The sequence below is a fragment of the Kitasatospora sp. MAP5-34 genome, from assembly GCF_029894335.1.
In the GTDB taxonomy this organism is placed as follows: domain Bacteria; phylum Actinomycetota; class Actinomycetes; order Streptomycetales; family Streptomycetaceae; genus Kitasatospora.
Genome location: NZ_JARXZC010000006.1, coordinates 24,691 through 45,943 on the forward strand (window position 1 = coordinate 24,691; position 21,253 = coordinate 45,943).

The 21,253-nt window shown below is 65.9% G+C and carries 21 protein-coding genes and 2 tRNA genes; 21 read left to right on the forward strand and 2 right to left on the reverse strand.

Translation table 11 applies throughout. From position 1 onward, the window contains the following. Positions 1-22: 22 nt before the first annotated feature. Both P3T29_RS08200 and P3T29_RS08205 read left to right on the forward strand, forming a co-directional pair. On the forward strand, positions 23-1,237 hold the full coding sequence (locus P3T29_RS08200; RefSeq protein WP_280715659.1) for an acetyl-CoA C-acetyltransferase: 1,215 nt from the start codon (positions 23-25) through the stop codon (positions 1,235-1,237). 29 nt (positions 1,238-1,266) lie between these two features. Next, a complete protein-coding gene (locus tag P3T29_RS08205; protein WP_280715660.1) occupies positions 1,267-3,435 on the forward strand; it encodes a 3-hydroxyacyl-CoA dehydrogenase NAD-binding domain-containing protein in 2,169 nt (722 codons plus the stop codon). Between the two features lie 63 nt (positions 3,436-3,498). On the opposite strand, the gene P3T29_RS08210 is transcribed toward P3T29_RS08205, so the two are convergent. Beyond that, complete coding sequence (locus P3T29_RS08210) at positions 3,499-4,242, reverse strand: MerR family transcriptional regulator (RefSeq protein WP_280715661.1); 744 nt, start codon at positions 4,240-4,242, stop codon at positions 3,499-3,501. A gap of 187 nt (positions 4,243-4,429) precedes the next feature. Between P3T29_RS08210 and P3T29_RS08215 the strand changes: the two genes are divergently transcribed. From P3T29_RS08215 to P3T29_RS08270, 12 genes are all read left to right on the forward strand, one after another. Then, positions 4,430-4,567, forward strand: a complete 138-nt coding sequence (locus P3T29_RS08215; RefSeq protein ID WP_280715662.1) for a DUF6126 family protein — start codon at positions 4,430-4,432, stop codon at positions 4,565-4,567. Positions 4,568-4,675: 108 nt separating this feature from the next. Next, positions 4,676-5,524: an alpha/beta hydrolase gene (locus P3T29_RS08220; RefSeq protein WP_280715663.1), complete on the forward strand. Its 849-nt coding sequence runs from the start codon at positions 4,676-4,678 to the stop codon at positions 5,522-5,524. Positions 5,525-5,671: 147 nt separating this feature from the next. Continuing rightward, positions 5,672-7,393: a recombinase family protein gene (locus tag P3T29_RS08225; protein WP_280695885.1), complete on the forward strand. Its 1,722-nt coding sequence runs from the start codon at positions 5,672-5,674 to the stop codon at positions 7,391-7,393. 409 nt (positions 7,394-7,802) lie between these two features. After that, a tRNA-OTHER gene (locus P3T29_RS08230) sits at positions 7,803-7,870 on the forward strand. Between the two features lie 57 nt (positions 7,871-7,927). Beyond that, a tRNA-OTHER gene (locus P3T29_RS08235) sits at positions 7,928-7,998 on the forward strand. A 513-nt stretch (positions 7,999-8,511) separates the two neighbouring features. Then, positions 8,512-8,769, forward strand: coding sequence for an HNH endonuclease (locus tag P3T29_RS08240; RefSeq protein WP_280695884.1), 258 nt, complete (start codon positions 8,512-8,514; stop codon positions 8,767-8,769). A gap of 229 nt (positions 8,770-8,998) precedes the next feature. After that, a complete protein-coding gene (locus P3T29_RS08245; protein WP_280695883.1) occupies positions 8,999-9,460 on the forward strand; it encodes a phage terminase small subunit P27 family in 462 nt (153 codons plus the stop codon). After that, positions 9,457-10,974 (forward strand): terminase large subunit, encoded by a 1,518-nt coding sequence (locus tag P3T29_RS08250; protein WP_280695882.1) that lies wholly within the window; start codon positions 9,457-9,459, stop codon positions 10,972-10,974. The genes P3T29_RS08245 and P3T29_RS08250 overlap by 4 nt, the downstream gene beginning before the upstream one ends. 49 nt (positions 10,975-11,023) lie before the next feature. Beyond that, positions 11,024-11,182, forward strand: coding sequence for a DUF1056 family protein (locus P3T29_RS08255; protein WP_280695881.1), 159 nt, complete (start codon positions 11,024-11,026; stop codon positions 11,180-11,182). Beyond that, entirely contained in the window at positions 11,179-12,423 is a 1,245-nt protein-coding gene (locus tag P3T29_RS08260; RefSeq protein WP_280695879.1) for a phage portal protein, read from the forward strand. The genes P3T29_RS08255 and P3T29_RS08260 overlap by 4 nt, the downstream gene beginning before the upstream one ends. Next, positions 12,423-13,124, forward strand: coding sequence for an HK97 family phage prohead protease (locus tag P3T29_RS08265; protein ID WP_280695878.1), 702 nt, complete (start codon positions 12,423-12,425; stop codon positions 13,122-13,124). Before P3T29_RS08260 ends, P3T29_RS08265 begins: the two co-directional genes overlap by 1 nt. Before the next feature lie 43 nt (positions 13,125-13,167). Continuing rightward, complete coding sequence (locus P3T29_RS08270; RefSeq protein WP_280695877.1) at positions 13,168-14,508, forward strand: phage major capsid protein; 1,341 nt, start codon at positions 13,168-13,170, stop codon at positions 14,506-14,508. A 136-nt stretch (positions 14,509-14,644) separates the two neighbouring features. Here the strand turns inward: P3T29_RS08270 and P3T29_RS08275 are convergent, their stop codons facing one another. Then, a complete protein-coding gene (locus P3T29_RS08275; RefSeq protein ID WP_280695875.1) occupies positions 14,645-15,013 on the reverse strand; it encodes a hypothetical protein in 369 nt (122 codons plus the stop codon). 371 nt (positions 15,014-15,384) lie between these two features. Between P3T29_RS08275 and P3T29_RS08280 the strand changes: the two genes are divergently transcribed. From P3T29_RS08280 to P3T29_RS08310, 7 genes are all read left to right on the forward strand, one after another. Continuing rightward, positions 15,385-15,972, forward strand: a complete 588-nt coding sequence (locus P3T29_RS08280; protein ID WP_280695874.1) for a hypothetical protein — start codon at positions 15,385-15,387, stop codon at positions 15,970-15,972. Then, a complete protein-coding gene (locus P3T29_RS08285) occupies positions 15,972-16,439 on the forward strand; it encodes a hypothetical protein (protein WP_280695873.1) in 468 nt (155 codons plus the stop codon). Before P3T29_RS08280 ends, P3T29_RS08285 begins: the two co-directional genes overlap by 1 nt. 35 nt (positions 16,440-16,474) lie before the next feature. Beyond that, entirely contained in the window at positions 16,475-16,645 is a 171-nt protein-coding gene (locus P3T29_RS08290; protein WP_280695872.1) for a hypothetical protein, read from the forward strand. A gap of 3 nt (positions 16,646-16,648) precedes the next feature. Then, positions 16,649-17,620 carry a phage tail tube protein gene (locus tag P3T29_RS08295; RefSeq protein ID WP_280695871.1) on the forward strand — a complete coding sequence of 324 codons (972 nt, stop codon included), beginning with the start codon at positions 16,649-16,651 and terminating at the stop codon, positions 17,618-17,620. Positions 17,621-17,622: 2 nt separating this feature from the next. Next, positions 17,623-18,063, forward strand: coding sequence for a hypothetical protein (locus tag P3T29_RS08300; RefSeq protein ID WP_280695870.1), 441 nt, complete (start codon positions 17,623-17,625; stop codon positions 18,061-18,063). A gap of 195 nt (positions 18,064-18,258) precedes the next feature. Then, positions 18,259-18,750: a hypothetical protein gene (locus P3T29_RS08305; protein ID WP_280695869.1), complete on the forward strand. Its 492-nt coding sequence runs from the start codon at positions 18,259-18,261 to the stop codon at positions 18,748-18,750. 13 nt (positions 18,751-18,763) lie between these two features. Continuing rightward, a complete protein-coding gene (locus P3T29_RS08310) occupies positions 18,764-21,208 on the forward strand; it encodes a phage tail tape measure protein (RefSeq protein ID WP_280695868.1) in 2,445 nt (814 codons plus the stop codon). Positions 21,209-21,253: the final 45 nt, after the last annotated feature.

Consider the following 21,253-nt stretch of genomic DNA (forward strand, 5'->3'; position numbering starts at 1 on the left):
ACTGCTAAGAAAGGCACCCACCGTGACCACCGAAGCGTACGTCTACGACGCCATCCGCACCCCACGCGGCCGGGGCAAGGCCAACGGCTCGCTCCACGGCACCAAGCCGATCGACCTCGTGGTCGGCCTGATCCACGAACTGCGCAGCCGCTTCCCGGGGTTGGACCCGGCCGCGATCGACGACATCGTGCTCGGCGTGGTCACCCCGATCGGGGACCAGGGCTCCGACATCGCCCGGACGGCCGCGATCGCCGCCGGGCTGCCCGACACGGTGGCCGGTGTCCAGGAGAACCGGTTCTGTGCCTCCGGCCTGGAGGCTGTCAACCTGGCCGCCGCCAAGATCCGTTCGGGTTGGGAGGACCTGATCCTGGCCGGCGGCGTGGAGTCGATGTCCCGGGTCAAGATGGGCTCCGACGGCGGCGCCTGGGCGATGGACCCGATGACCAGCTACGAGACCAGCTTCGTCCCGCAGGGCGTCGGCGCCGACCTGATCGCCACCATCGAGGGGCTCAGCCGCACCGACGTGGACGCCTTCGCCGCCGAGTCCCAGGCCCGCGCCGCCAAGGCCTGGGCCGGCGGGCTGTTCGACCGCTCCGTCGTACCGGTCAAGGACCGCAACGGACTTGTGGTGCTCGACCGCGACGAGTTCATCCGTCCCGGCACCACCGTGGAGAGCCTGGCCGGCCTCAAGCCCTCGTTCGCCGGGATCGGCGAGGCGGGCGGCTTCGACGCCGTCGCGCTGCAGAAGTACCACTGGGTCGAGCAGATCGACCACGTCCACCACGCGGGCAACTCCTCCGGCATCGTCGACGGCGCTGCCCTGGTCGCCATCGGCAACCGCGAGATCGGCGAGCGGTACGGGCTGCGCCCGCGCGCCCGGATCGTCTCCGCCGCCGTCTCCGGCTCCGAGCCCACCATCATGCTCACCGGCCCCGCCCCCGCGACCCGCAAGGCGCTTGCCAAGGCCGGGCTGAACGCGGCCGACATCGACCTGGTCGAGATCAACGAGGCGTTCGCCGCCGTCGCCATGCGCTTCATGCGCGAACTCGGCTTCAGCCACGAGCAGGTGAACGTCAACGGCGGTGCGATCGCGCTCGGCCACCCGCTCGGCGCGACCGGCGCGATGCTGATCGGCACCCTGATCGACGAGTTGGAGCGGCGCGACCAGCGCTACGGCCTGGCCACCCTCTGCGTCGGCGGCGGCATGGGCGTCGCCACCATCATCGAGCGCATCTGACTTCGCCGGACTCCTGGAGATCTGAACTCATGTCTGACAACACCCCCGCCATCCGCTGGGAGCAGGACCAGGACGGCGTGGTCACCCTCGTCCTCGACGACCCCGCGCAGTCCGTCAACACCATGAACACGGCCTTCCGCGACGCCTTCGAGGGCGTCGTCGCCCGGCTCGCCGCCACCGAGGGCCTGCGCGGCGTGATCGTCACCTCCGCCAAGAAGACCTTCTTCGCCGGTGGCGACCTGCGGATGCTCTCCGCAGTCCGGCCCGAGCAGGCGGGCGAGTTCTTCGAGGCGTCGATGGCGCTCAAGCGCGGGCTGCGCGCCCTGGAGCAGCTCGGCAAGCCCGTGGTCGCCGCGATCAACGGCAGCGCCCTCGGCGGCGGCCTGGAGATCGCCCTCGCCTGCCACCACCGCATCGCGCTGGAGGCCCCCGGCAGCAAGATCGGCCTGCCCGAGGTCACCCTCGGGCTGCTCCCCGGCGGTGGCGGCGTCGTCCGCACCGTGCGCCTGCTCGGCATCACGGACGCACTGCTCAAGGTGCTGCTGCAGGGCCGCCAGTACCGCCCGGCGCAGGCGCTGGAGGCCGGGCTGGTGCACGAACTCGCCGCCACCCGTGAGGAGATGCTCGCCAAGGCGCGCGCCTTCATCGACGCCAACCCGACCGCCCAGCAGCCCTGGGACGTCAAGGGGTACAAGATCCCCGGCGGCACCCCGTCCCACCCCGCCTTCGCCGCCAACCTCCCCGCCTTCCCGGCGAACCTGCGCAAGCAGCTCGCGGGCGCGCCCTACCCGGCGCCGCGCAACATCCTGGCCGCCGCCGTGGAGAGCGCCCAGGTGGACTTCGACACCGCGATGGCGATCGAGACCCGGTACTTCACCGAGCTGGCCTGCGGGCAGACCGCCAAGAACATGATCCAGGCGCTCTTCTTCGACATGAACGCCGTCAACTCCGGTGCGGGCAGGCCGAAGGACATCCCCGCCCGGCAGGTGCGCAAGGTCGCCGTGCTCGGCGCCGGGATGATGGGCGCGGGGATCGCGTACTCCTGCGCCCGGGCCGGGATCGAGGTCCTGCTCAAGGACGTCACCGTTGAGGCGGCCGAACGCGGAAAGGCTTACTCCGCAGGGCTGTTGGAGAAGGCGGTGGCCCGGGGCCGCTCCACGGCGGCGCAGCGCGACGAGCTGCTCGCCCGGATCACGCCGACCGCCGAGGCCGCCGATCTGGCGGGCTGCGACGCGGTGATCGAGGCGGTCTTCGAGAACCCCGAGCTCAAGCACAAGGTCTTCCAGGAGGTCCAGGACGTGGTGGCGCCCGACGCGCTGCTCTGCTCCAACACCTCCACCCTCCCGATCGGCCTGCTCGCCGAAGGGGTGGGCCGCCGGGCCGACTTCATCGGCCTGCACTTCTTCTCGCCGGTCGACAAGATGCCACTGGTCGAGATCATCCGGGGCCCGGAGACCGGCGACGAGGCGCTCGCCCGCGCCTTCGACCTGGTCCGCCAGATCAACAAGACCCCGATCGTGGTGAACGACTCGCGCGGCTTCTTCACCTCCCGGGTGATCGGCCAGTTCATCAACGAGGGCGTCGCGATGGTCGGCGAGGGCGTCGACCCGGTCTCGGTCGAACAGGCCGCCGCCCAGGCCGGCTACCCCGCCAAGGTGCTCTCGCTGCTGGACGAGCTGACCCTCACCCTGCCCCGCAAGATCCGCAACGAGGGCCGCCGCGCGATCGAGGAGGCGGGCGGCAGCTGGACCGCCCACCCGGCGGACGTGGTGATGGACCGGATGCTCGACGAGTTCGGCCGCGAGGGCCGCTTCGCGGGCTCGGGCTTCTACGACTACGAGGACGGCCGCCGCACCCGCCTCTGGCCCGGCCTGCGCGAGCACTTCACGAAGGCCGAGGCGCAGATCCCGTTCGAGGACATGAAGGAGCGGATGCTCTTCGCCGAGGCGCTGGACTCCGTCCGCTGCCTGGAGGAGGGCGTGCTCACCTCCGTCGCCGACGCCAACGTCGGCTCGATCCTCGGCATCGGCTTCCCCGCCTGGACGGGCGGCGTACTCCAGTACATCAACGGGTACGACGGCGGCCTGCCCGGATTCACCGCCCGCGCCCGCGAGTTGGCGGCCGCGTACGGCGAGCGGTTCACCCCGCCGGTGCTGCTGGAGCGCCTGGCGGCGGAGGGCGGCAGCTTCAAGGACTGACAGCCGCCCGTTCAGCCGCAGGCCGGGGTCCGTGCCCCGGCCTGCGGCCGATGCGTCGTCCGGTTATTCGGCCGGGGGACGTGCCGCTGCCAGCTCGTCGGCCAGCGAGCGTTGGAAGGCCGTCACCAGGGCCTGGACGACCACGGGTTGGATCTGGTCGGTGAGTTCCTTCATCCGCTCCAGCTCCTCCGGCGGCGGGTCGCTCTCCCGGTACGGCTTCCAGACGGTGTCGCGGAACAGCCGGTGCAGGTCGTGCGCGGTGGCCTGGCTGTGCAGGCGCACCACGGCCCGGGCGGCGAGCAGCGTCTCCAGCGGGATCGGTACGTCCAACACCCGTACGCCCAGCGGGAGCAGGCCCGGGTCGAGCTTGAACACGTCCGGGTCGTCCGTCCGGTGCAGTGCGCCCATCGCGCTCAGCCGGTCCACGTCGGTGTCGGAGAGCGGTCGGCCGGCCCGGCGTTCCAGCTGGGCCCGGGTCGCCTCCTCGGCGGTCTCCGGGGTCCAGGAGGCGACCAGGGCGCGGTGGATCGCCAGGTCCAGCGAGCTGATGTCCGGTGGGAGTTGGGCCAGGTAGCGTTCGATGGCGGCCAGCGTGAGGCCCTGGCGCTGCAACTCCTCGATCAACTCCAGCCGGTCGAGGTGCTGCGGCCCGTAGAGGCCGACCCGGCGCGGGCCGAGTTCGGGCGGCGGGAGCAGGCCCTTGGTGCCGTAGAAGCGCAGTGTGCGTACCGTCACCCCGGCCCGGGCGGCGAGTTCGTCCACGGTGAGTTGCGCCGGTTGCGGCGGTACTCCGGGTGTTGCTGTCATGCTTCGCCCCTCCGCCGCGCCCTGCCTCGCTATTGCTGTCACACTCCTGCTGTGACAGCAATAGTGTGACAGCGGCTGCTGGACCGGTCCAGCTCCGTCGTCCCGCAGGTGCACTGCGGCGGAAGGCCGGCCCCGGAGCGCGGGCCCCTACACTCGTGGGGACCCCGCGAACAGGAGTGCCCGCCCGATGAGCACCGAGGCCACCCGCGACGAGAAGGCCAAGCGCAAGGCCGCGATGATCCGCGCCTGCATCTACATCGCGGGCACCCACCTCTTCGCGGGCTTCGTCATCCTCCTGTTCGTGCTCGGCGGCCGGAACCACTGACGACTGCCGGAGACGTCCCGCCGGGCGGTGACGATCTCCCGCACGTTGAGCAGGAACCGCTGGACGGCAGCGACAGCCGCTCGGCAACATACTTCTCGGGGGTGTTCCATGACCGAAGATCTGGCGCGCTTTCACGCGGCCTACGACGCCGTTCTCGACCGCTGGCCCGTGCCCGTCGACCGGATCGACCTGCCGTCGGCGTACGGCACGACCAGGGTCACCGCGTGCGGCCCGGTGGACGGTGAGCCGTTGGTGTTGCTGCACGGCGGCGACACCAGCTCACCCGTGTGGTTCGCCAACGTCGCCGACCTGAGCCGCACCCGGCGCGTCTATGCCGTCGACCGGATCGGTGCGCCGGGCCGCAGCGTGCGCGGTGACCGGCCGGTCCGGTCCGTGGACGACCTGCTCGACTGGCTGGACGGCGTGCTGGACGGCCTGGGCCTGGCCCGCACCGACCTGTGCGGGCACTCGTACGGCGCGTGGATCGCCCTCACGTACGCGCTGCGCGCGCCGCAACGGGTCCGCAGGCTGGTGCTGCTCGATCCCACGCAGTGCTTCGCCGGATTCCGGCCCGGCTACCTGCTGCGGGCCCTGCCGATGCTGCTGCGGCCGACCGCCGGGCGGGCCCGAGCCTTCCTCGCCTGGGAGACCCGCGGCGCGGAGGCCGACCCCGGATGGCTGGAGCTGTACGGGCTGGCCGCCGAGTTCCCGCGCGCGAAGGTCGTCGTGGGGCGCCGGCCGGAGCCCGGGCAGCTGCGGCAGTCGACCGTGCCCACCCTGGTGCTGCTCGCCGGCGAGAGCCGGGTGCACAACGCCCGGCGCGTCGAGGCGGCCGTGCGGCGGCGCGCGCCGCACGCCGGGACCGCCGTACTCCCCGGCCTTTCGCACCACGGCATGCCCTACACCGGGGGCGCTGCCCTCGACCGGATGATCCTGGACTTTCTCGCGATCAACTAGGCAGTCCTGACCGGTTTCCGGCCGGTCTAAAGGAGGTCCGGGTGGTGGCGGCGGGTTACCTCGGGGTGGGCGCGGAGGTAGCCCTTGAGTTCGTTACTAAAGGGGACTACACTCCCCACCATGGCGACACCAGGGGCGGTAAGGGGCATGGCCACACACGCGGGAGTTTACACGCGGCAGTCCGAGCAGAGGGCGAATCAGTCCGAAGCATCGACCGAGGATCAGCGGGAGCGGTCCATTGAGCGGGCAAAAGCACTCGGTGCGGTAGCGATCGAATGCTACGACGAGGAGCTAGGCACGTCGGCATTTGACGGGAAAGTGCGCCCGGTCTTTGAGCGGATGCTCAACGACTGCCGCGCCGGTCGAATCAACATGATCGTGGTTTACTACGTCGCCCGCTTTTCTCGGATTGACCCGCTGGACGCTATCCCCGTGGTCTCCGAGTTGCTGAATCTCGGCGTAACCATTGTCAGTGTGAACGAGGGGCAGTTCCGCAAGGGCAACCTTATGGACCTCATCCACCTGATTATGCGGCTCGACGCCGCACACCAGGAAAGCCGAAACAAGAGCGTTGCCGTATCCGGCGCTAAGAAGCTGGCCCGGGAATTGGGCGGCTACACGGGCGGTAAAGCGCCGTACGGCTTCCGGCTGGAGCCGCACACTGTCACCCGTGAGAACGGCCGCCCTGTGGTCATCCAGAAGCTTGCGGTAGAGGAATCCGAAGCGGCCGTCATCCGGCAGATTGCCGAGGACATCACGGCCCAGCCTCTTGGCCAGGGTCAGTGGTTCAGCGGTGAAGGTGTGTCCATCACCAGCATTGCGGCCAAGCTGGACGCGCAAGGCATTCCGACGCGAGGACAGACAGTCGGAAAGAAGTTCAGCGATAGCCGGTGGGCCGCGCAGATGATCCGCCGAGTACTCAAAGATCCCCGCATCGCTGGCTACGCGGCAGAGCCGCAGTACGGCACCCGCAAGGACGGCACACCGGGAACAACCGTCGTCGGCTACAAGCTTGAGCGCGACCCGGAAACCATGAAGCCGATCACGGCGCACCCGCAGATCATCACGCCGGAAGCCTGGTACTCCATTCAGCAATGGCTAGAGACGCGCACCCGGACCGGTGAACGGATTGACCGGGGGCAGTCTCTGGTGACCGGCCTCGGTATCGCACTCTGCGAGTGTGGCGCGCTCTTGAAGACGCACGGCATGTCAAACCGACACGGTACCCATTACCGGCAGTACCGATGCTCTCGTGTCCACCCCGAACCGGGAAAGCATGCCGGGAACGTCTCAATCTCTCAGACGGCGCTGGACGACTATGTGGCGCGACGCGTGTTCGCGCTGATCCAGAACGCTGACGGCGACCCGGACACACACGACGTATTGCAGGAGGCGGCACGGCGGTTCGGGCGGGCCACTGAGCGGCCGGACAGGGCCGCCGAGCGGTCCCGCATCGTGGCCGAGCGGGCGGAGGTCGTGGCAGCGCTGGAGGAGCTGTACGACGAGCGCGACGAAGGCGGGTTCAGGACCTCTGTGGGCCGTGCAAGGTTCCTCCGGTCCGAGAAGACCCTTGAGGGCCGTCTGATGGCCGTTGAGGCCCGTCTAGCGGACCTTGAGGAGGCGGAGGCTCCGGCACTCCCGCTAGGTGAGTGGGTCGGGGACGACCCGGACGCCGACCCGATCGGCCCGGGGTCGTGGTGGCACGGTGCCAGCGTGATGGAGCGTCGCGCCTTCTTCAAGCTGTTCATCTCCCGAATCACGCTCTACAAGGCACCGCACCGTGGCGGACAGCCGCGCACGATGGAGGCGATGGCACAGCGCGTCCGGGTCGAATGGGTGCACACGCAGAAGGAGGCGGAGGAGGAGTGACCTCCGTCACCACTCAGTAACTTAGGTGACCCTAACCTAAAATCAGCCCCGGCGAACCCGTCGGGGCTTTTTCGCGTTCTCTGGCCAGCGAGGCGAGGCGCGAGCGCTCCATTTCGATATTTCTTGCCTCTCGGCATGACGGTATGACGGTTGAGACATTGATTCGTGATTCCACATAACATCTATAAGAGAAACCGAAACGGCATCCCCGAACGTCATACCGTCATGCGGCCCTCCGGCGGCCCTCCCCGCAGGAATTCCTCCCACCCCTTTATAGGTAGCGCCCCACCGACTACCGCGCACCCCTCCGCACAATGGGCGGTCTGAGTGTCGGTGCGGCGCATACAAGACTCCCGCGCGGCTCCCGGTTGACGCCCTCTCTCGTCCCGGTTTCGAGCGCGCGGGTCTCGGTTCCGTCGGCTAACGGCAGGCCGCCCGCGAGCGCGGGTAACCCCGGTTCGAATCCGGGCGGAACCCCTGTGGGGTAGCTCCCCTGTCTCGCTGCACCCGATGGCCATCGGTCACCAGCGAGTCGCCCTGTGGTGCAAATGGCTAGCACTCCACCCCTCCCGGTGGCAATGTCGGTTCAAATCCGGCCAGGGCCCTAGTCTCCCTCCACGACCACCGCCCGAATTCGGGCGGTGGCTTCTTTGCGTTCAAAAACGAAGGATGGTGACCATCCGTGTCCGCTTGCACTTCGTGCGGTGCTGCCGCCGTTGTCCAGTGGGTCCGTCGCCCTACGGTCGCCGAGATGGTCAGCATCACTGCCGCCGAGCAGGACCGCCGAGACCGGCTCACTGCACTAGCTGATCCGTCACTGCCGCCGCCTGTCTTTGGCCCCATGCCTACCGCCAGCGTCACCACTACGGCGCTGTTCGCGTGCGTGACTCACGCTATCTCGCTTGCGCAGGCTTCGCTTGTTCATGCCTCCACGTGCACCGCTCCGGTGACCGCATGCAACTGCACGCCTGAGCCTGCGCCAGCGCCGCAGTCAATCAATGCCGGTACGTCGCCGACTATGCCGGTTGGCTGGAGTGCCTAGGCGACCATGCTTGGTCTGCGGGAAGCTCACTTCCAACCCTTCTAGATGTGACCTCCACCAAGCCGAGTACCAGGCAATGCGCGATAGGCAGCGCGGTAGCGCCACCAAGCGTGGTTACGGCTCTGCCTGGCAGCGTCTATCACGCGCTGTGCTGGAGGGCCACCGGTCTATTTATGGTGAGTGGTGTCCTGGATACAGAGTGCCTGCGCACTCGTCCTCTGACCTCACTGTGGACCATGTAATCCCAAAGGCTCTCGGTGGTACTGATACCAGAGAGAACACTCAAGTCCTCTGCCGAGCTTGCAACGGTCGGAAGCGAGACAACAGAGCCTAGCGCTGGCCGCCCTACCTACCGTCACCTCAACGGCTTGGCCGCTACTAAGTGTGACTCTTGCATATATATGCGGGGGTAGGGGGGTGGGTGAATGTCTATGCATGATCGTCTTCCGGACCCGGCCCCCATGCCCGCGCGCACGGCCGCAGGTTAGCGGGTCGGTTTTTGTTGATCAAGGAAGCTCAGAGCGTGCATAAAAGGAGGCGTGCGCATGCCAGGCCCGCCCCCAATGCCAAACGAGAAGAAGCGCAAGCTCGGTAACCCTGGCAAGCGCTCGCTGCCTGAGCTGGCCTCTGTGACGCCGCTACCGGCTACCGGGGCCGACACCCCACCGGGCCTCTCGGAGGCCGGTATAGAGCTGTGGGGGGCCGTCACGGCCACCACCAAGGCTTGGTTGGCTCCGTCGGATCGCCACACGCTCACGATGCTGTGCGAGATGGCCGACCGGCGCGCGCTCATGATGGCCGCCGTTACCGAGTATGGCCTTCTGATCGAGCGTCCAGGGGACGGCCACCTTGTGGCAAACCCCGTGGTCGCCATGCTGTCCACGCTTGAGGTCCAGATGAACCGCGTAGCCGCTTCGCTCGGCCTCACGCCAGCGGACCGGACGCGTATGGGCCTCGCTGAGGTCAAGGCCCGGTCCGCCTTTGAACAGATGCTCGCCGACCGTGCTGGAAGGGTGACGAATTGACCCCCAAGCCTCTGTTCGTCACTCCGGTGAGCCTGGCGGAGATCGAGCGGGGGGACGGACCGGACTTCGGTTCCTTCTCTCAGTTCCTCAAGATCACCAAGGATTCCGTTGGTGGCCCCACGGGCGGCCCGATGGTCCTCCGGCCCTGGCAGGGCGACATGCTGGGCCGACTGTTCGCGCGACGCGCGGACGGCCGGTACAAGCACCGCCAGGCCCTCATAGGCATGCCTCGCAAGAACGGCAAGAGCGCACTCGGCGCAGGCATCGCGCTGTACGGCCTCGCCTTTGGTCCGCATGGCGGCGAGGTCTATTCCTGCGCTGCCGACAAGGAGCAGGCTCGGATTGTCTTCGGCACCGCCAAGAAGATGATCGACCTACAGCCGGAGTTTTCCGGCATGTTCAACGTCTACCGCGACGCCATCGAATTCCCTGCCACCGGCAGTGTCTACCGCGTGCTCTCGGCCGAAGCGTTCTCGAAAGAGGGCCTATCGGCCACGCTCGTTATGTTCGATGAGGTCCACGCGCAGCCAAACCGCGCGATGTGGGATGTTATGGCCCTCTCCACGGGTGCCCGCGCAGAGCCGCTGATGGTCGGCATTACCACGGCTGGCGTGAAGTCGGATTCCACCGGCCAGGACTCCCTGTGTTACGGCATGTACCAGTACGCCGAGCGCGTAGCCAGCGGGGAGGTCGTAGACCCGTCGTTCTACTGCGAATGGTGGGGCGCGCCGGAAGGCGCAGACCACACCGACCCCGCTGTCTGGGAGGCCGCTAACCCCGGTTACGGCGACATTGTGGCCGCCGAAGACTTCGAAGCGGCGGTGTTGCGTACTCCCGAGAACGAATTTCGGACGAAGCGCCTCAACCAGTGGACTTCCACCGCGCAGGCGTGGCTTCCAGCTGGCTCTTGGGAAGGCTGCGAAGACCAGTCCGTGACCATCCCGGACGGTTCCGAAGTCGTGCTGTCGTTTGACGGCTCATTCAACAACGACTCAACGGCCCTGGTGGTCGTTTCCTGCCCTCAGCACGAGGACGATAAGCCCCACATCGACGTTGTGGCCGCGTGGGAAAAGCCCACCGGAACCGGCAATGACTGGGCCGTCCCGATCATCGACGTTGAGGACGAAATCCGTAAGGCATGCCGCCGCTGGCAGGTTCGCGAAATCGTATGTGACCCTTTCCGCTGGGCCCGCTCCTACCAGGTGCTCGAATCCGAGGGCTTGCCCGTGGTCGAGTTCCCGCAGAGCCCCACGCGCATGGTTCCGGCCACACAGCGCTTTTATGAGAGCGTCATGAACCGCTCTCACACGCATTCCGGTGATCGCAGGCTGGCCCGCCACATCGGAAACGCTGTCATTCGCACCGATTCGCGCGGCTCCCGCCTCTCCAAGGATGCCAAGGGCTCTCCCCGAAAGATTGACCTAGCCGTTGCGGCCGTCATGGGCCTTGACCGTGCTTGCCAAGAGCCCGAGCGCGCGCCGGAGGCGCAGTTCTGGTCATGGAGCGACCTATAGACCCCACCGCCCGAATTCGGGCAGTGGTCCCCTGCACGTAGGAGGACGTGTGAATCACATACGCATCACACGCCGCGTGCTGTCCGAAGTCTCCGACGTGGCCGGTATCGGCTGTGTCGTTGGCGCTGTCTGGTCGTGGAACGTGGCCGCTGGCGTGCTACTGCTCGGCGTCGCCCTGATCCTGATTGGGTGGGTGATTGACCGGTGAGCATCTTCCGTCGGGCGGTAGAGAAGCGTCTCTACGCACCATCCGGCGGTGGTGACCCTTGGGCTATCCCGTCGAACGGCAGCCTCGCGGCTGTGGCCGCCTCTGGCGTGCCGGTCACCGAGGACACTGCAATGCAGCTCATTGCCGTGTCTGCCTGTGTGCGCATTCTTTCGGACGCCGTGGCTAATCTTCCCTTCGATGCCGTCCGCACGGATGGCGCGATTCGGAAGACCATCGAACCGCCGCCGCTGGTGGTCGCCGACCCGTTCGGCGGTGCGAACGACACCCGAATGCCGACGCGTCGTCTCGGCATCTCTCAGATCATGGTGTCTCTGCTGCTGCGTGGCAACGCGTACTGTCTCGTGCTTTCGCGCGACCATTTGAACCGCCCTAACCGCCTGCGCGTGCTCCATCCGGACCGCGTGGACTGTCAGTTCAACGACAAGGGCGAGCGCGAATACAAGATTGACCGGGTTCCGGTGGACGCATTCGATGTGGTCCACATCATGGGGATGACCTATCCGGAATCCCCAACCGGTATCAGCGTCATCACGCATGCCAAGCAGGCTATCGGCCTCGGGCTGGCCGCCGAGGAGTTCGGGGCCCGCTTCTTCGGGCAGGGCGCGCATATGTCCGGCATCATTCACGTGCCTGGCGACCTGGACAAGGAACGTGCGCGCGGCCTCAAGGAATCGTTTACCGCCTCGCATGGCGGGCTGAGCAATTCCCATACGGTCGGCGTGCTTTCGGGTGGCGCTGAGTGGAAACCCATTTCCGTGACCCCGGACGATGCCCAATTCCTCGGTACGCGTGCCGCGCAGAACCTGGACATGGCAATGTTGTTCGGAATTCCTCCGCACATGCTCGGCCAGGTGGACAAAACCACATCGTGGGGTACCGGTATTGAACAGCAGGGAATCGGATTCCTTGCCTACACGCTGTCCCCGTGGCTCGGTCGGATTGAGGACGCGTGGTCGGCCATGCTGGCCCGCCCGCACACCGCGAAGTTCAACGCTGACGCGCTTCTCCGCACGGACACCGCTGGCCGTTACGCCGTCTACGGCGCTGCCCGCTCCGCTGCCATCCTCACGACCAACGAAATTCGGGCGCTTGAGAACTACGGCCCCGTTGAGGGTGGCGACGACATCGCAGCCCCGCTCAATTCCAACGTCAAGCCAATGAAGGACACCGAGGCGTCGTCCTCCGCTCCCAAGGCGGACGCACTAGGGGCGGTTTTGTAATGAATGATCTTTCCGCACGCGCAGAGCGCCAGAACGTAGTTGAGACCCGCAGCGCTGCCTACCAGGGCATTGAGCTTCGGGCGCTGGACGACGGTTTTGGCGGTAAGACTCTGCGCTTCACCGGCTATGCCTCCGTCACTGAGTCGCCATACGAAATGAGCGATTGGCTCGGCGACTACAGCGAGGTAGTTCGTCGGGGTGCCTTCGCGCGCACCCTGGCCGCAGGGGCCGATGTGCCGTTCGTCGTCAATCACGGCGGGCTCACGCTCGCACGGACCAAGAGCGGCACTCTCCGCCTCGCTGAGGACTCCACCGGCCTCCACGTTGAGGCCGACCTTGACCCGCGCTCTCCGTCGGTCCTGGACCTCCAGGTGGCCATGGAGCGCGGCGACGTAGACGAGATGAGTTTCGGATTCCGCGTCACCGCTCAGGAATGGTCACCGGACTGGACTCAGCGCGATATCACGGAAGTTGACCTCAACAAGGGCGACGTAAGCGCCGTGAACTACGGCGCAAACCCAGCTACCGCTGGCGCGACTATGCGAGGCCGGGATATGGACGCGTTCCTTCGCTCCGTTCCCACTGACCGCCTGCGCCGGTACCTGGAGGAGCTGGAGGCCGAAGCGGCCCCTGCCCCCGAGGCGGCTCGTGCCGCTGACCTCTCCCTCTACAGCGCACGCCTTCGCGCGCTGAACATCTAATCCACCGCCCGAATTCGGGCGGTGCTCTCTCAAGGAGAAGTGCATGAACAAGCGCGAAGCCGTGGCCGACATTCTGGCCAAGCGTTCCGCCAAGAATGAGGAGCTGACTAAGCTTCTGGACGCCGCCAAGGGCGAGTCTCGGGGCCTCTCCGAGACCGAGTCGAGCACCTTCGATGCCCTGGAGACCGAGGTTCGCGAGCTGGACGCGCGTGCCAAGGAGCTGGACGAGCAGATTCGGGCGGACGACGCTGCCGCCGAGATGGCGAAGCGATACGCGCCGTCCCCGTCTGGCTTCCAGGTCACTGAGCCCGAGATCTACCGTTCCGGTCTCGGTGGCCGGTCGTACTTCCGTGACCTCCACATGGCCCGCAACAAGGGCGACCGCGACGCCATGGACCGGCTGGTCCGCAACGACCGGGGCCGAGCACTGGAGGCCCGTGCGCTTACCACCGTGAACGGCGCTGGTGGTGAGTTCGTCCCGCCTCGCTGGCTGGAGGACCAATTCGTCAAGCTGGCCCGCCCGGGTCGGATCACTGCGAACCTGACCCCGACTTTCCCGCTGCCGCCCGGCACCGACAGCATCAACATTCCGAAGATCAACACCGGTACTCAGGTGGCCACTCAGCAGACGCAGAACACTGGCGTCCAGCAGACCGACCTGACGACCACTTCGGTCAACTCCGGCATCACCACCGTGGCCGGTGGTCAGACGGTGTCTCTCCAGCTCATTGAGCAGAGCCCACTGAACATTGACGACGTGATCCTGTCGGACCTCGCTGCCGCCTATGCCGTTCAGCTCAACCAGCTTGTCCTGTCCGGCACTGGCTCCAACGGCCAGCCGACCGGTCTCCTGACCCTGGCGGGTACCAACGCCATTACGTTCACGTCCGCGTCGCCGACTCTGGGCCTGCTCTACAGCAAGCTTGCCGGTGCGATTCAGTCCGTGCACACCAACCGATACCTGCCGCCGGACACCATCATCATGCACCCCTCGCGGTGGGCGTGGTGCCTCGCCTCGCTGGACGGCCAGAACCGCCCGCTGGTGGTCCCGGACACTGCTGGCCCCATGAACGCCATGGCGAACGCTGGCGCGGTGGCCTCGCAGGGCTACGTGGGCCACATCATGGGTCTGCCGGTCTACGTGGACGCCACGATCCCGACCAACCTTGGTGCTGGCACCAACCAGGACGTGATCATTGTCGCCCGCATGGCGGATCTGATCCTGTGGGAGGGCAACGTCAAGGCGGAAGCCTTCGCCCAGACGTTCGCCAACCAGCTTTCGGTTTTCGTCCGGCTCTACAACTACATGTCGTTCCAGGCGGCCCGGTACCCGAAGTCCATCAGCACCATCAACGGGACCGGCCTGACCGCACCTTCGTTCTAGCCTGACCCGCCGAGTGGAGGTGTCCGCATTGATCACCCAATACGGGCACCTCCACCGGCACTTGCAGCGCGCACGCAAGACTCACACCGGCCACCGGCCGCACGCACACCAGCGCAAGCACAGTGCGCAGCACCACCTACGGCGAGCGAAGAGCGCGCACCGACGCAACGCGAAGCGCCACGCTAGCCACGCTCGCCACCGTTCCAAGGGCCTCCGGCACCTCAAGCCGTTGAGGCGACTCAAGGCGACGCGCCACCATGCGGCGCACAAGGTCAAGCGCCACCACCTGACGCACAAGCGGCACTTGACGCACAAGCGACACGTCCAGCGGCACGCAAAACACCTTGCGAAGCACCGCCGGAAGTCCGCGCATCGCCACACGCTCCGGCATCACCGGAAGCACCGCACGCACGTGCACCGGCATCACAACAGCCATGCTCGCCACCATGCCAAGCACCGTAAAGCGGCGCACCACCACCGCGCGGCGCAGCACCACCGCAGGCATGCCAGCGGGCACCATCGCCGGACCTCAAGCCACCGGCACCACCGCCGCTACCGATAGGGGGACGCATGGCTCAAGTCCTGTACTACACGGGCCAGGACGTAGGGCTGACCTCTCCCGCCGTTCTGGACGACTCGGGGAACGTCTCCACGGGGTCTCTGGCGGTCGTTCTCACGGTCACTGACCCAACGGGCCACACGACCACTCCAGCGACCGCTAGCGTGGGTTCAGGGGTCTACACGGGGGTTGTCTCATCCGTCGCGACTTCCGGTGTCTGGCTGGTCCGCTGGACGGCCACGGGGACGAATGTCGGGTGGGCCTACGAAGACCAGTTCACGGTTCGGCCTCTCGGTGTCGAGCAGTTCGTAGACCTGGTGTCGGTCAAGAAGCACCTCAACATCCGTCCGGCGGACACAACGCAGGACGACGAACTACAGAGCTTCATCCTGTCGGCTGCCGACCTCGCGCGCGATGTGTGCGGGCCCTTCCTCCCGGAGCAGCACACAGAGTTTTTCAACGGGGGAGTCACGACCATCAGCCCGGACTGGCTCCCGCTGGCCAGCGTCCAGAGCTGCACCGAGTATTACGGCTTGTCAGGCTTCGCGCTCACTGAGCAGGCACTTGGCACGCAGATGAACGCGTTTGCGTTCACGGTCGATTACCAGTCCGGGCAGATCACCCGCCGTACCTTCGGTGGCGGCCCCGCTCAGTTCGCCGTCGGCTCCAAAAACGTCAAGTTGGTCTACACGGCCGGACGTTCGGGTCAGATTCCCTTCACGGTGCGTCTTGGTGCGCTGGAGTTGATCCGCCACCTGTGGCAGCAGACGCAGCAGGGCGGACGGCCGAAGTTCGGCAACGCTGGCATGGACGGAGAGGCCATGGGCGTCTCTATGGGTTTTGCCCTGCCGGACCGCGTAGTTGAGCTGTGGGCCCCGTTCCGCCGAGCGCCAGGGATCGCCTAATGACCATTCCCACCATGACCCCGCCGAAGGCGCGCAAGTACCTTCACGACCAGTGCGCGGCACAACTCACGGCCGACCCGAGCGACCCCACGGCGGGCATTCTCGTCTGTTACGACGCCCCGGGCCCCGGCCAGCCGGACGACATTGTGGCCATCGGCAAGACGCACAACAAGATGGACCCTATGACCCTGGTGGGCGGGGGTGGCGCTGGCTGGCTCAGCGAGCGTTACACGGTCACCATCACCGTTGACGTATTCCGGGGTGGAGACGACCCGCAGTACGCCTATGAGCGCTGTAGCGCCATCTGTGACGCAATTTGCGCCATCGTCCGTAATGATCCCTCACTCGGCGGGCTGGTCCTCATTTCCCACCCGGCCGGTTGCGATATCGAGCCCGAGGAGGACCCCGGGCACATGGGCCGACGCGTCACGGCTGAGCTGGAAATTGAGTGCTTCAACCGCATCTAGCACCGCCCGAATTCGGGCGGTGGAGGGAGTGGCGCATGCCTGCCTTCACGTACACGGGTGAAACCGACCTGTATTACCCGTCCCTTGGGGTCCACGCGACGCCCGGCCTGGTGGCCGAGCTGGACGCCGCCCCGGATGCCCGCTGGGAGCCGACTCCCGGGGCCGTCCCGACCGTTCACGAGACCCTGCCCCTGGAGGGGATGTAACGCATGACTGGCATTCGCCCCACAGCACAGACGGTAATCGGTATCGCCAAGGAAGCCACTTGGGGAACTCCGGTCGCCGCTACCGCCTTCATTCCGGTGAGTCCGCCGACCCCCAAGGACGTTATCAAGCTGGCGCAGGACAAGGGTCTTCGCGGCAGCATGGTAGAGACCTACGGTGAGGTTCAGCTTACCAAGCACACGACTTTTGACTTCTCGGGCGACGTGTTCGCCGACACCATCGGCTTCCCGTTGGCTGGCGTGCTCGGCGATGTGACCGTGACCGGTGCCACCGCCCCGTACACGCACGCCATGGCCGTTTACAACTCGGCTGACGGCCAGCCCCCGAGCTACACCATCACCGACAACTACAGCCAGAACGTGCGCCAGTACCCCGGCTGCAAGTTCAGTGAGGTGGACCTCAAGTTCTCGGCTGATGGTCTACTCACTTACTCAGCCAAGGCCGTTGGCCTTCCGTCTGTCACGACCACGGCCCCAACTCCGGCATTCTCGAACCTCCAGCCGCTCGCGGCGTGGATTGGCGCTGTGTCTATCGGTGGCTCGGCGAACCTCACGGCGCTGGACGGCAATATCACCATCAAGCGGCCCGTTTCCGTCATCGACACCGTGGACGGAACGCAGGCCCCGCATGCGCTGTTCGCGGGCCCGGTCAGCGTCTCCGGCAAGCTCACGCTTGTGATGGAGGACGAGACGCAGATAACCAACTACCTGAGCAGCACTGGCGTTGCACTTGACGTGAACTTCCAGACCGGTTCGGGCGCTGCCCTCCAGCAGGTCAAGCTTCACATGTCGCAGGTCATCTACCAGACCGCTGACATTACGCGTGGCAAGGACTTCGTAGAGCTTCCGGTCGCATTCACCGCGATTGCCAACACTACCGACGTGGGCGCGTCCAACGGCTACAGCCCCGTCAAGGTCACCCTCCAGAACGCCAACCCGAGCGGAACGTACAAGTAACCATGACTCAGACCGTCACCCTGACTTCCGGCGCTGTGGCCACCCTTCGCGACGTGGCCGACATTACCGAGCGCCAGCGTCGCCCCATCAAGCGCATTCAGTCCAAGCTGGCCGCGCTCCCTACCTTCGTCGCTGCCGTCCAGGAAGCGGAGGCCGCACAGAAGGTGTCCGGCGGTTCTCTCACCACCGAGCAGCAGCTAAGCATTGCTGCGGGCATGGGCGAGGCGTTCGACCTTCTGGAGTCGCTGAATGACTTCCTGATCGTGGCCGTTGTCCGGGGCTGGACCTATGAATTCCCGGTAGACGTGGACCGTGTCCAGGATCTCCCGACCAAGGATGTGGACCAGCTCCGAGAGGTGTGCGCGCCGTTCCTCAAGGAACTGATGCCCAACTTCGAGCCGACCACTGACGCCGCTTCCCCTACCGAGCCCTCCGCCGCCTAAGCCAGCAGCTTGAGGGGATGTTTGAGCACGACGCGGGAGACCTCCCGCTAGATGAGTACCGGGCGTGGCGACTCTGCACAATGCTGCACTGCCGCCCGTCTGATCTCGAAAGCGAATCCGCCGTCAAGCTCGATTGGCTTCTAGCCGTTGACGACGCCGTGGAGCGTGCGCGCCGAAACAAGGAGGCCGCGCAAAATGGCTGACGATTGGGTCGGGGGACTGATCAAGGGTGGCGAGGCCACCAAGCTTGAACTCGACCGGATACAGCGCGACGTGGACAAGGCCACCAAGAAGGCGCTTAAGAGCGTCCAGGCGCTGACCAAGCGGTCCATTAAGGGCGGGATGCGTGGCCGCCCTCGCTGGGACCACCGTGGCGCGTCCAGTCGTACCGGCGAGGCCGTGAATCTGGACCTAAACCCCCACGTGGCCAAGAAGACCGGCGGCCCCGGCAAGTTCACCGGCAGCCTTTCCGGCTCCATTCGCGCGAGCAAGCGACCGCGCAAGAAGGGGATCGGGAATTACTCCGGCGTCGTAATGGCCGGTGGTAAGGGCGGTCCTCAGAACATCTATAAGGGCAAGGTCGAAGGCACATATCCGTACTTCAAACCGGGTGTGAAAAAGGCCGAGCCCAAGATGCCGGCCGTTTGGGAAATTGCGTGGGCTAAGGCCACAAAGACCAAGAAATAGGGGGTAATGCCGCATGGGTGCTCTGCCCCCGGTCTTTATCGAATTCCTCGGCAACGCAACCGGGTTTATGGCGACCAAGGCCGGTGTCATTTCCGGCATTAAGCAGGTTGAGGCCGAAGGAGGCGGTTCGCTCTCTAAGTTCGGTGCTGTCTCGCAGGCAGCGCTGATCGGCATTGGTGCTGCGGCCGTCGGTGCGGCCGTCAAGACAACCGAGATGGCTGCCAACTTCCAGACGGCCATGACTCGCGTTCAGACTGGCGCTGGTGAGTCCGCTTCCAACATGAAGATGGTGGGGGACGGCGTACTCTCCATGGCTGGCCAAGTCGGCCAGTCCACCGAGCAGTTGACCAAGGGTCTCTACATGGTGGAGTCCGCCGGTTATCACGGCAAGGATGCCCTGGACGTACTCAAGGTCAGCGCCATGGGTGCCAAGGTCGGCGCTGCCGAGCTAGGCACGGTCACGGACGCCGTGACCACGGCCATGAACGCGTACGGCCTCAAGGCCAAGGACACCACGTCAGTCATGAACGCGCTGGTGGCCACCGAGGGCCAGGGCAAGACCAACATGGAGGCCCTGGCCGGGAGCATGGCCAGCATCCTGCCCGTGGCCAGCGCGGCGCACGTGGGCCTTAATGAAGTGCTCGGCGCAATGGCCACCATGACCAGCCAGGGCACCTCTGCCGACGTGGCAGCAACCTACCTGCGGCAGACGATTGGTCAGCTCTCCAACCCGTCGGCCAAGGCCGCTCAGGAGATGCGCGGGCTGGGCCTGAACGCTACGCAGGTGGCACAGGATCTCGGAAGCAAGGGCCTAGCAGCCACGCTGACCGAGCTTACCGACGCAATCCAGGCCAAGATGGGGCCCTCTGGCACGGTCATGATTGAGACCCTGCGGAAGGCTTCGAGCAACACCACCGAGTTTCAGAAGGCACTGGCGAACCTCAAGCCTTCCGAGCAGACCTATATTGGCTCGCTGGCAACGATGGTCGGTGGCACCAAGTCCATGATGGGCGCGCTACAGCTCACCGGTCAGCACATGGACACCTTCAAGGACAACGTCAAAATCATTGGCGAGCACGTCAAGGAGGGTGGCAACAACGTTGAAGGCTGGTCAGCAGTCCAAGGCACCTTCAACCAGAAGCTGGCCGAAGCCAAGGGGGCCCTGGAGGCCGTAGGAATCGCTATCGGTCAGAAGATCCTGCCGTACGCCACGCGGTTCATTGGGTGGCTCTCCGAGGGTGTCACGTGGATGACCCGACACAAGACCGCTATGGCGGTCCTGGCTGGCGCTATCGGCGGCATCCTGGTGGTGGGCCTCGCTGCGGCTGCGGCAGCTGCGTGGACCTTCACAGCGGCCCTGCTGGCCAACCCGGTGACATGGGTAGTTGTCGGCGTCATGGCGCTGGCCGCAGGTCTCGTGTATTTGCTGACCCACTGGAAGCAGGTTTGGGGCTGGATAGAGCAGCACATCCCGTTTGTGGCGAATCTCTTCCGGACCGTCTGGGCCGGTTCGCTGGCTGCCTTCCACGCGATTTTCGACGGCACGATGAAGGCCGTGCACGTAATCGCGAAGTGGTTCGAAGACAACGTGATCAAGTGGATTCTCGACCGGGTCCGCGAGTTCATGAAGTTCTGGCACGACTACAACGGCGAGATCCACGCGGCGTGGAAACTGATCTGGGAGCAGATCAAGATTACGGCCGAAAACATCTGGGACTGGCTTAAGGTCGGATTCCAGCTACTCGCCGACACGCTGAAAGCAATTTGGGACGCCGTGGTCGGCATCCTGAAACTGGCATGGGACGTGATCAAGGACGTAGTCACCTTCGGAATCCACTTTGTCGAAAACATCATCAAGGTGGGCCTGGACCTGATCACCGGCCATTGGGGGCGTGCCCTCGGGGATATCTGGCACCTGATCACTCAGGCATTCGGTGATATCTGGCGGTTCCTGTCTGACCTCGGCGGGAATCTGTGGGACCTGGTGGTCAACGTCGGCTCGGACATTATCAACGGCATCGTAAACGGCATCGAAGGTGCAGCCGGAGCAATCGGCCGATCGCTGACGCGCATTGCCAAGGGTGCCCTGGACGACGTGAAGTCCTTCCTCGGCATCAACTCACCCTCGCGCGTGTTCGCTGACGAAGTCGGCCAGTGGATCTCTCACGGTGTCGCGTCCGGCATCGACCAGCACGCGGGAGTGGCCACCACGGCCGCCCGCAACATGGCCGGTGGCCTCTCCGGCCAGTTCGGTTCGATCGGCAGCCTTGAGCCCGCCTTCGCTGGCGGGGGAAGCACGACGTTCGGCAACGGCGCAGGCGCAGGCGGCGCAACGGTCGTCAACGTGACCGTGAACGGCTCTGTCCTCTCAGACCGGGACCTCACGGACACCATTCAGCGCGTGATGGGCCAGAACGGCGCGCGCAACCCGAACACCTACCAGCCTTACCGGCGCTAACAGTAGGGGGACCACTGCCCGAATTCGGGCGGTGGCCCCCTCGGA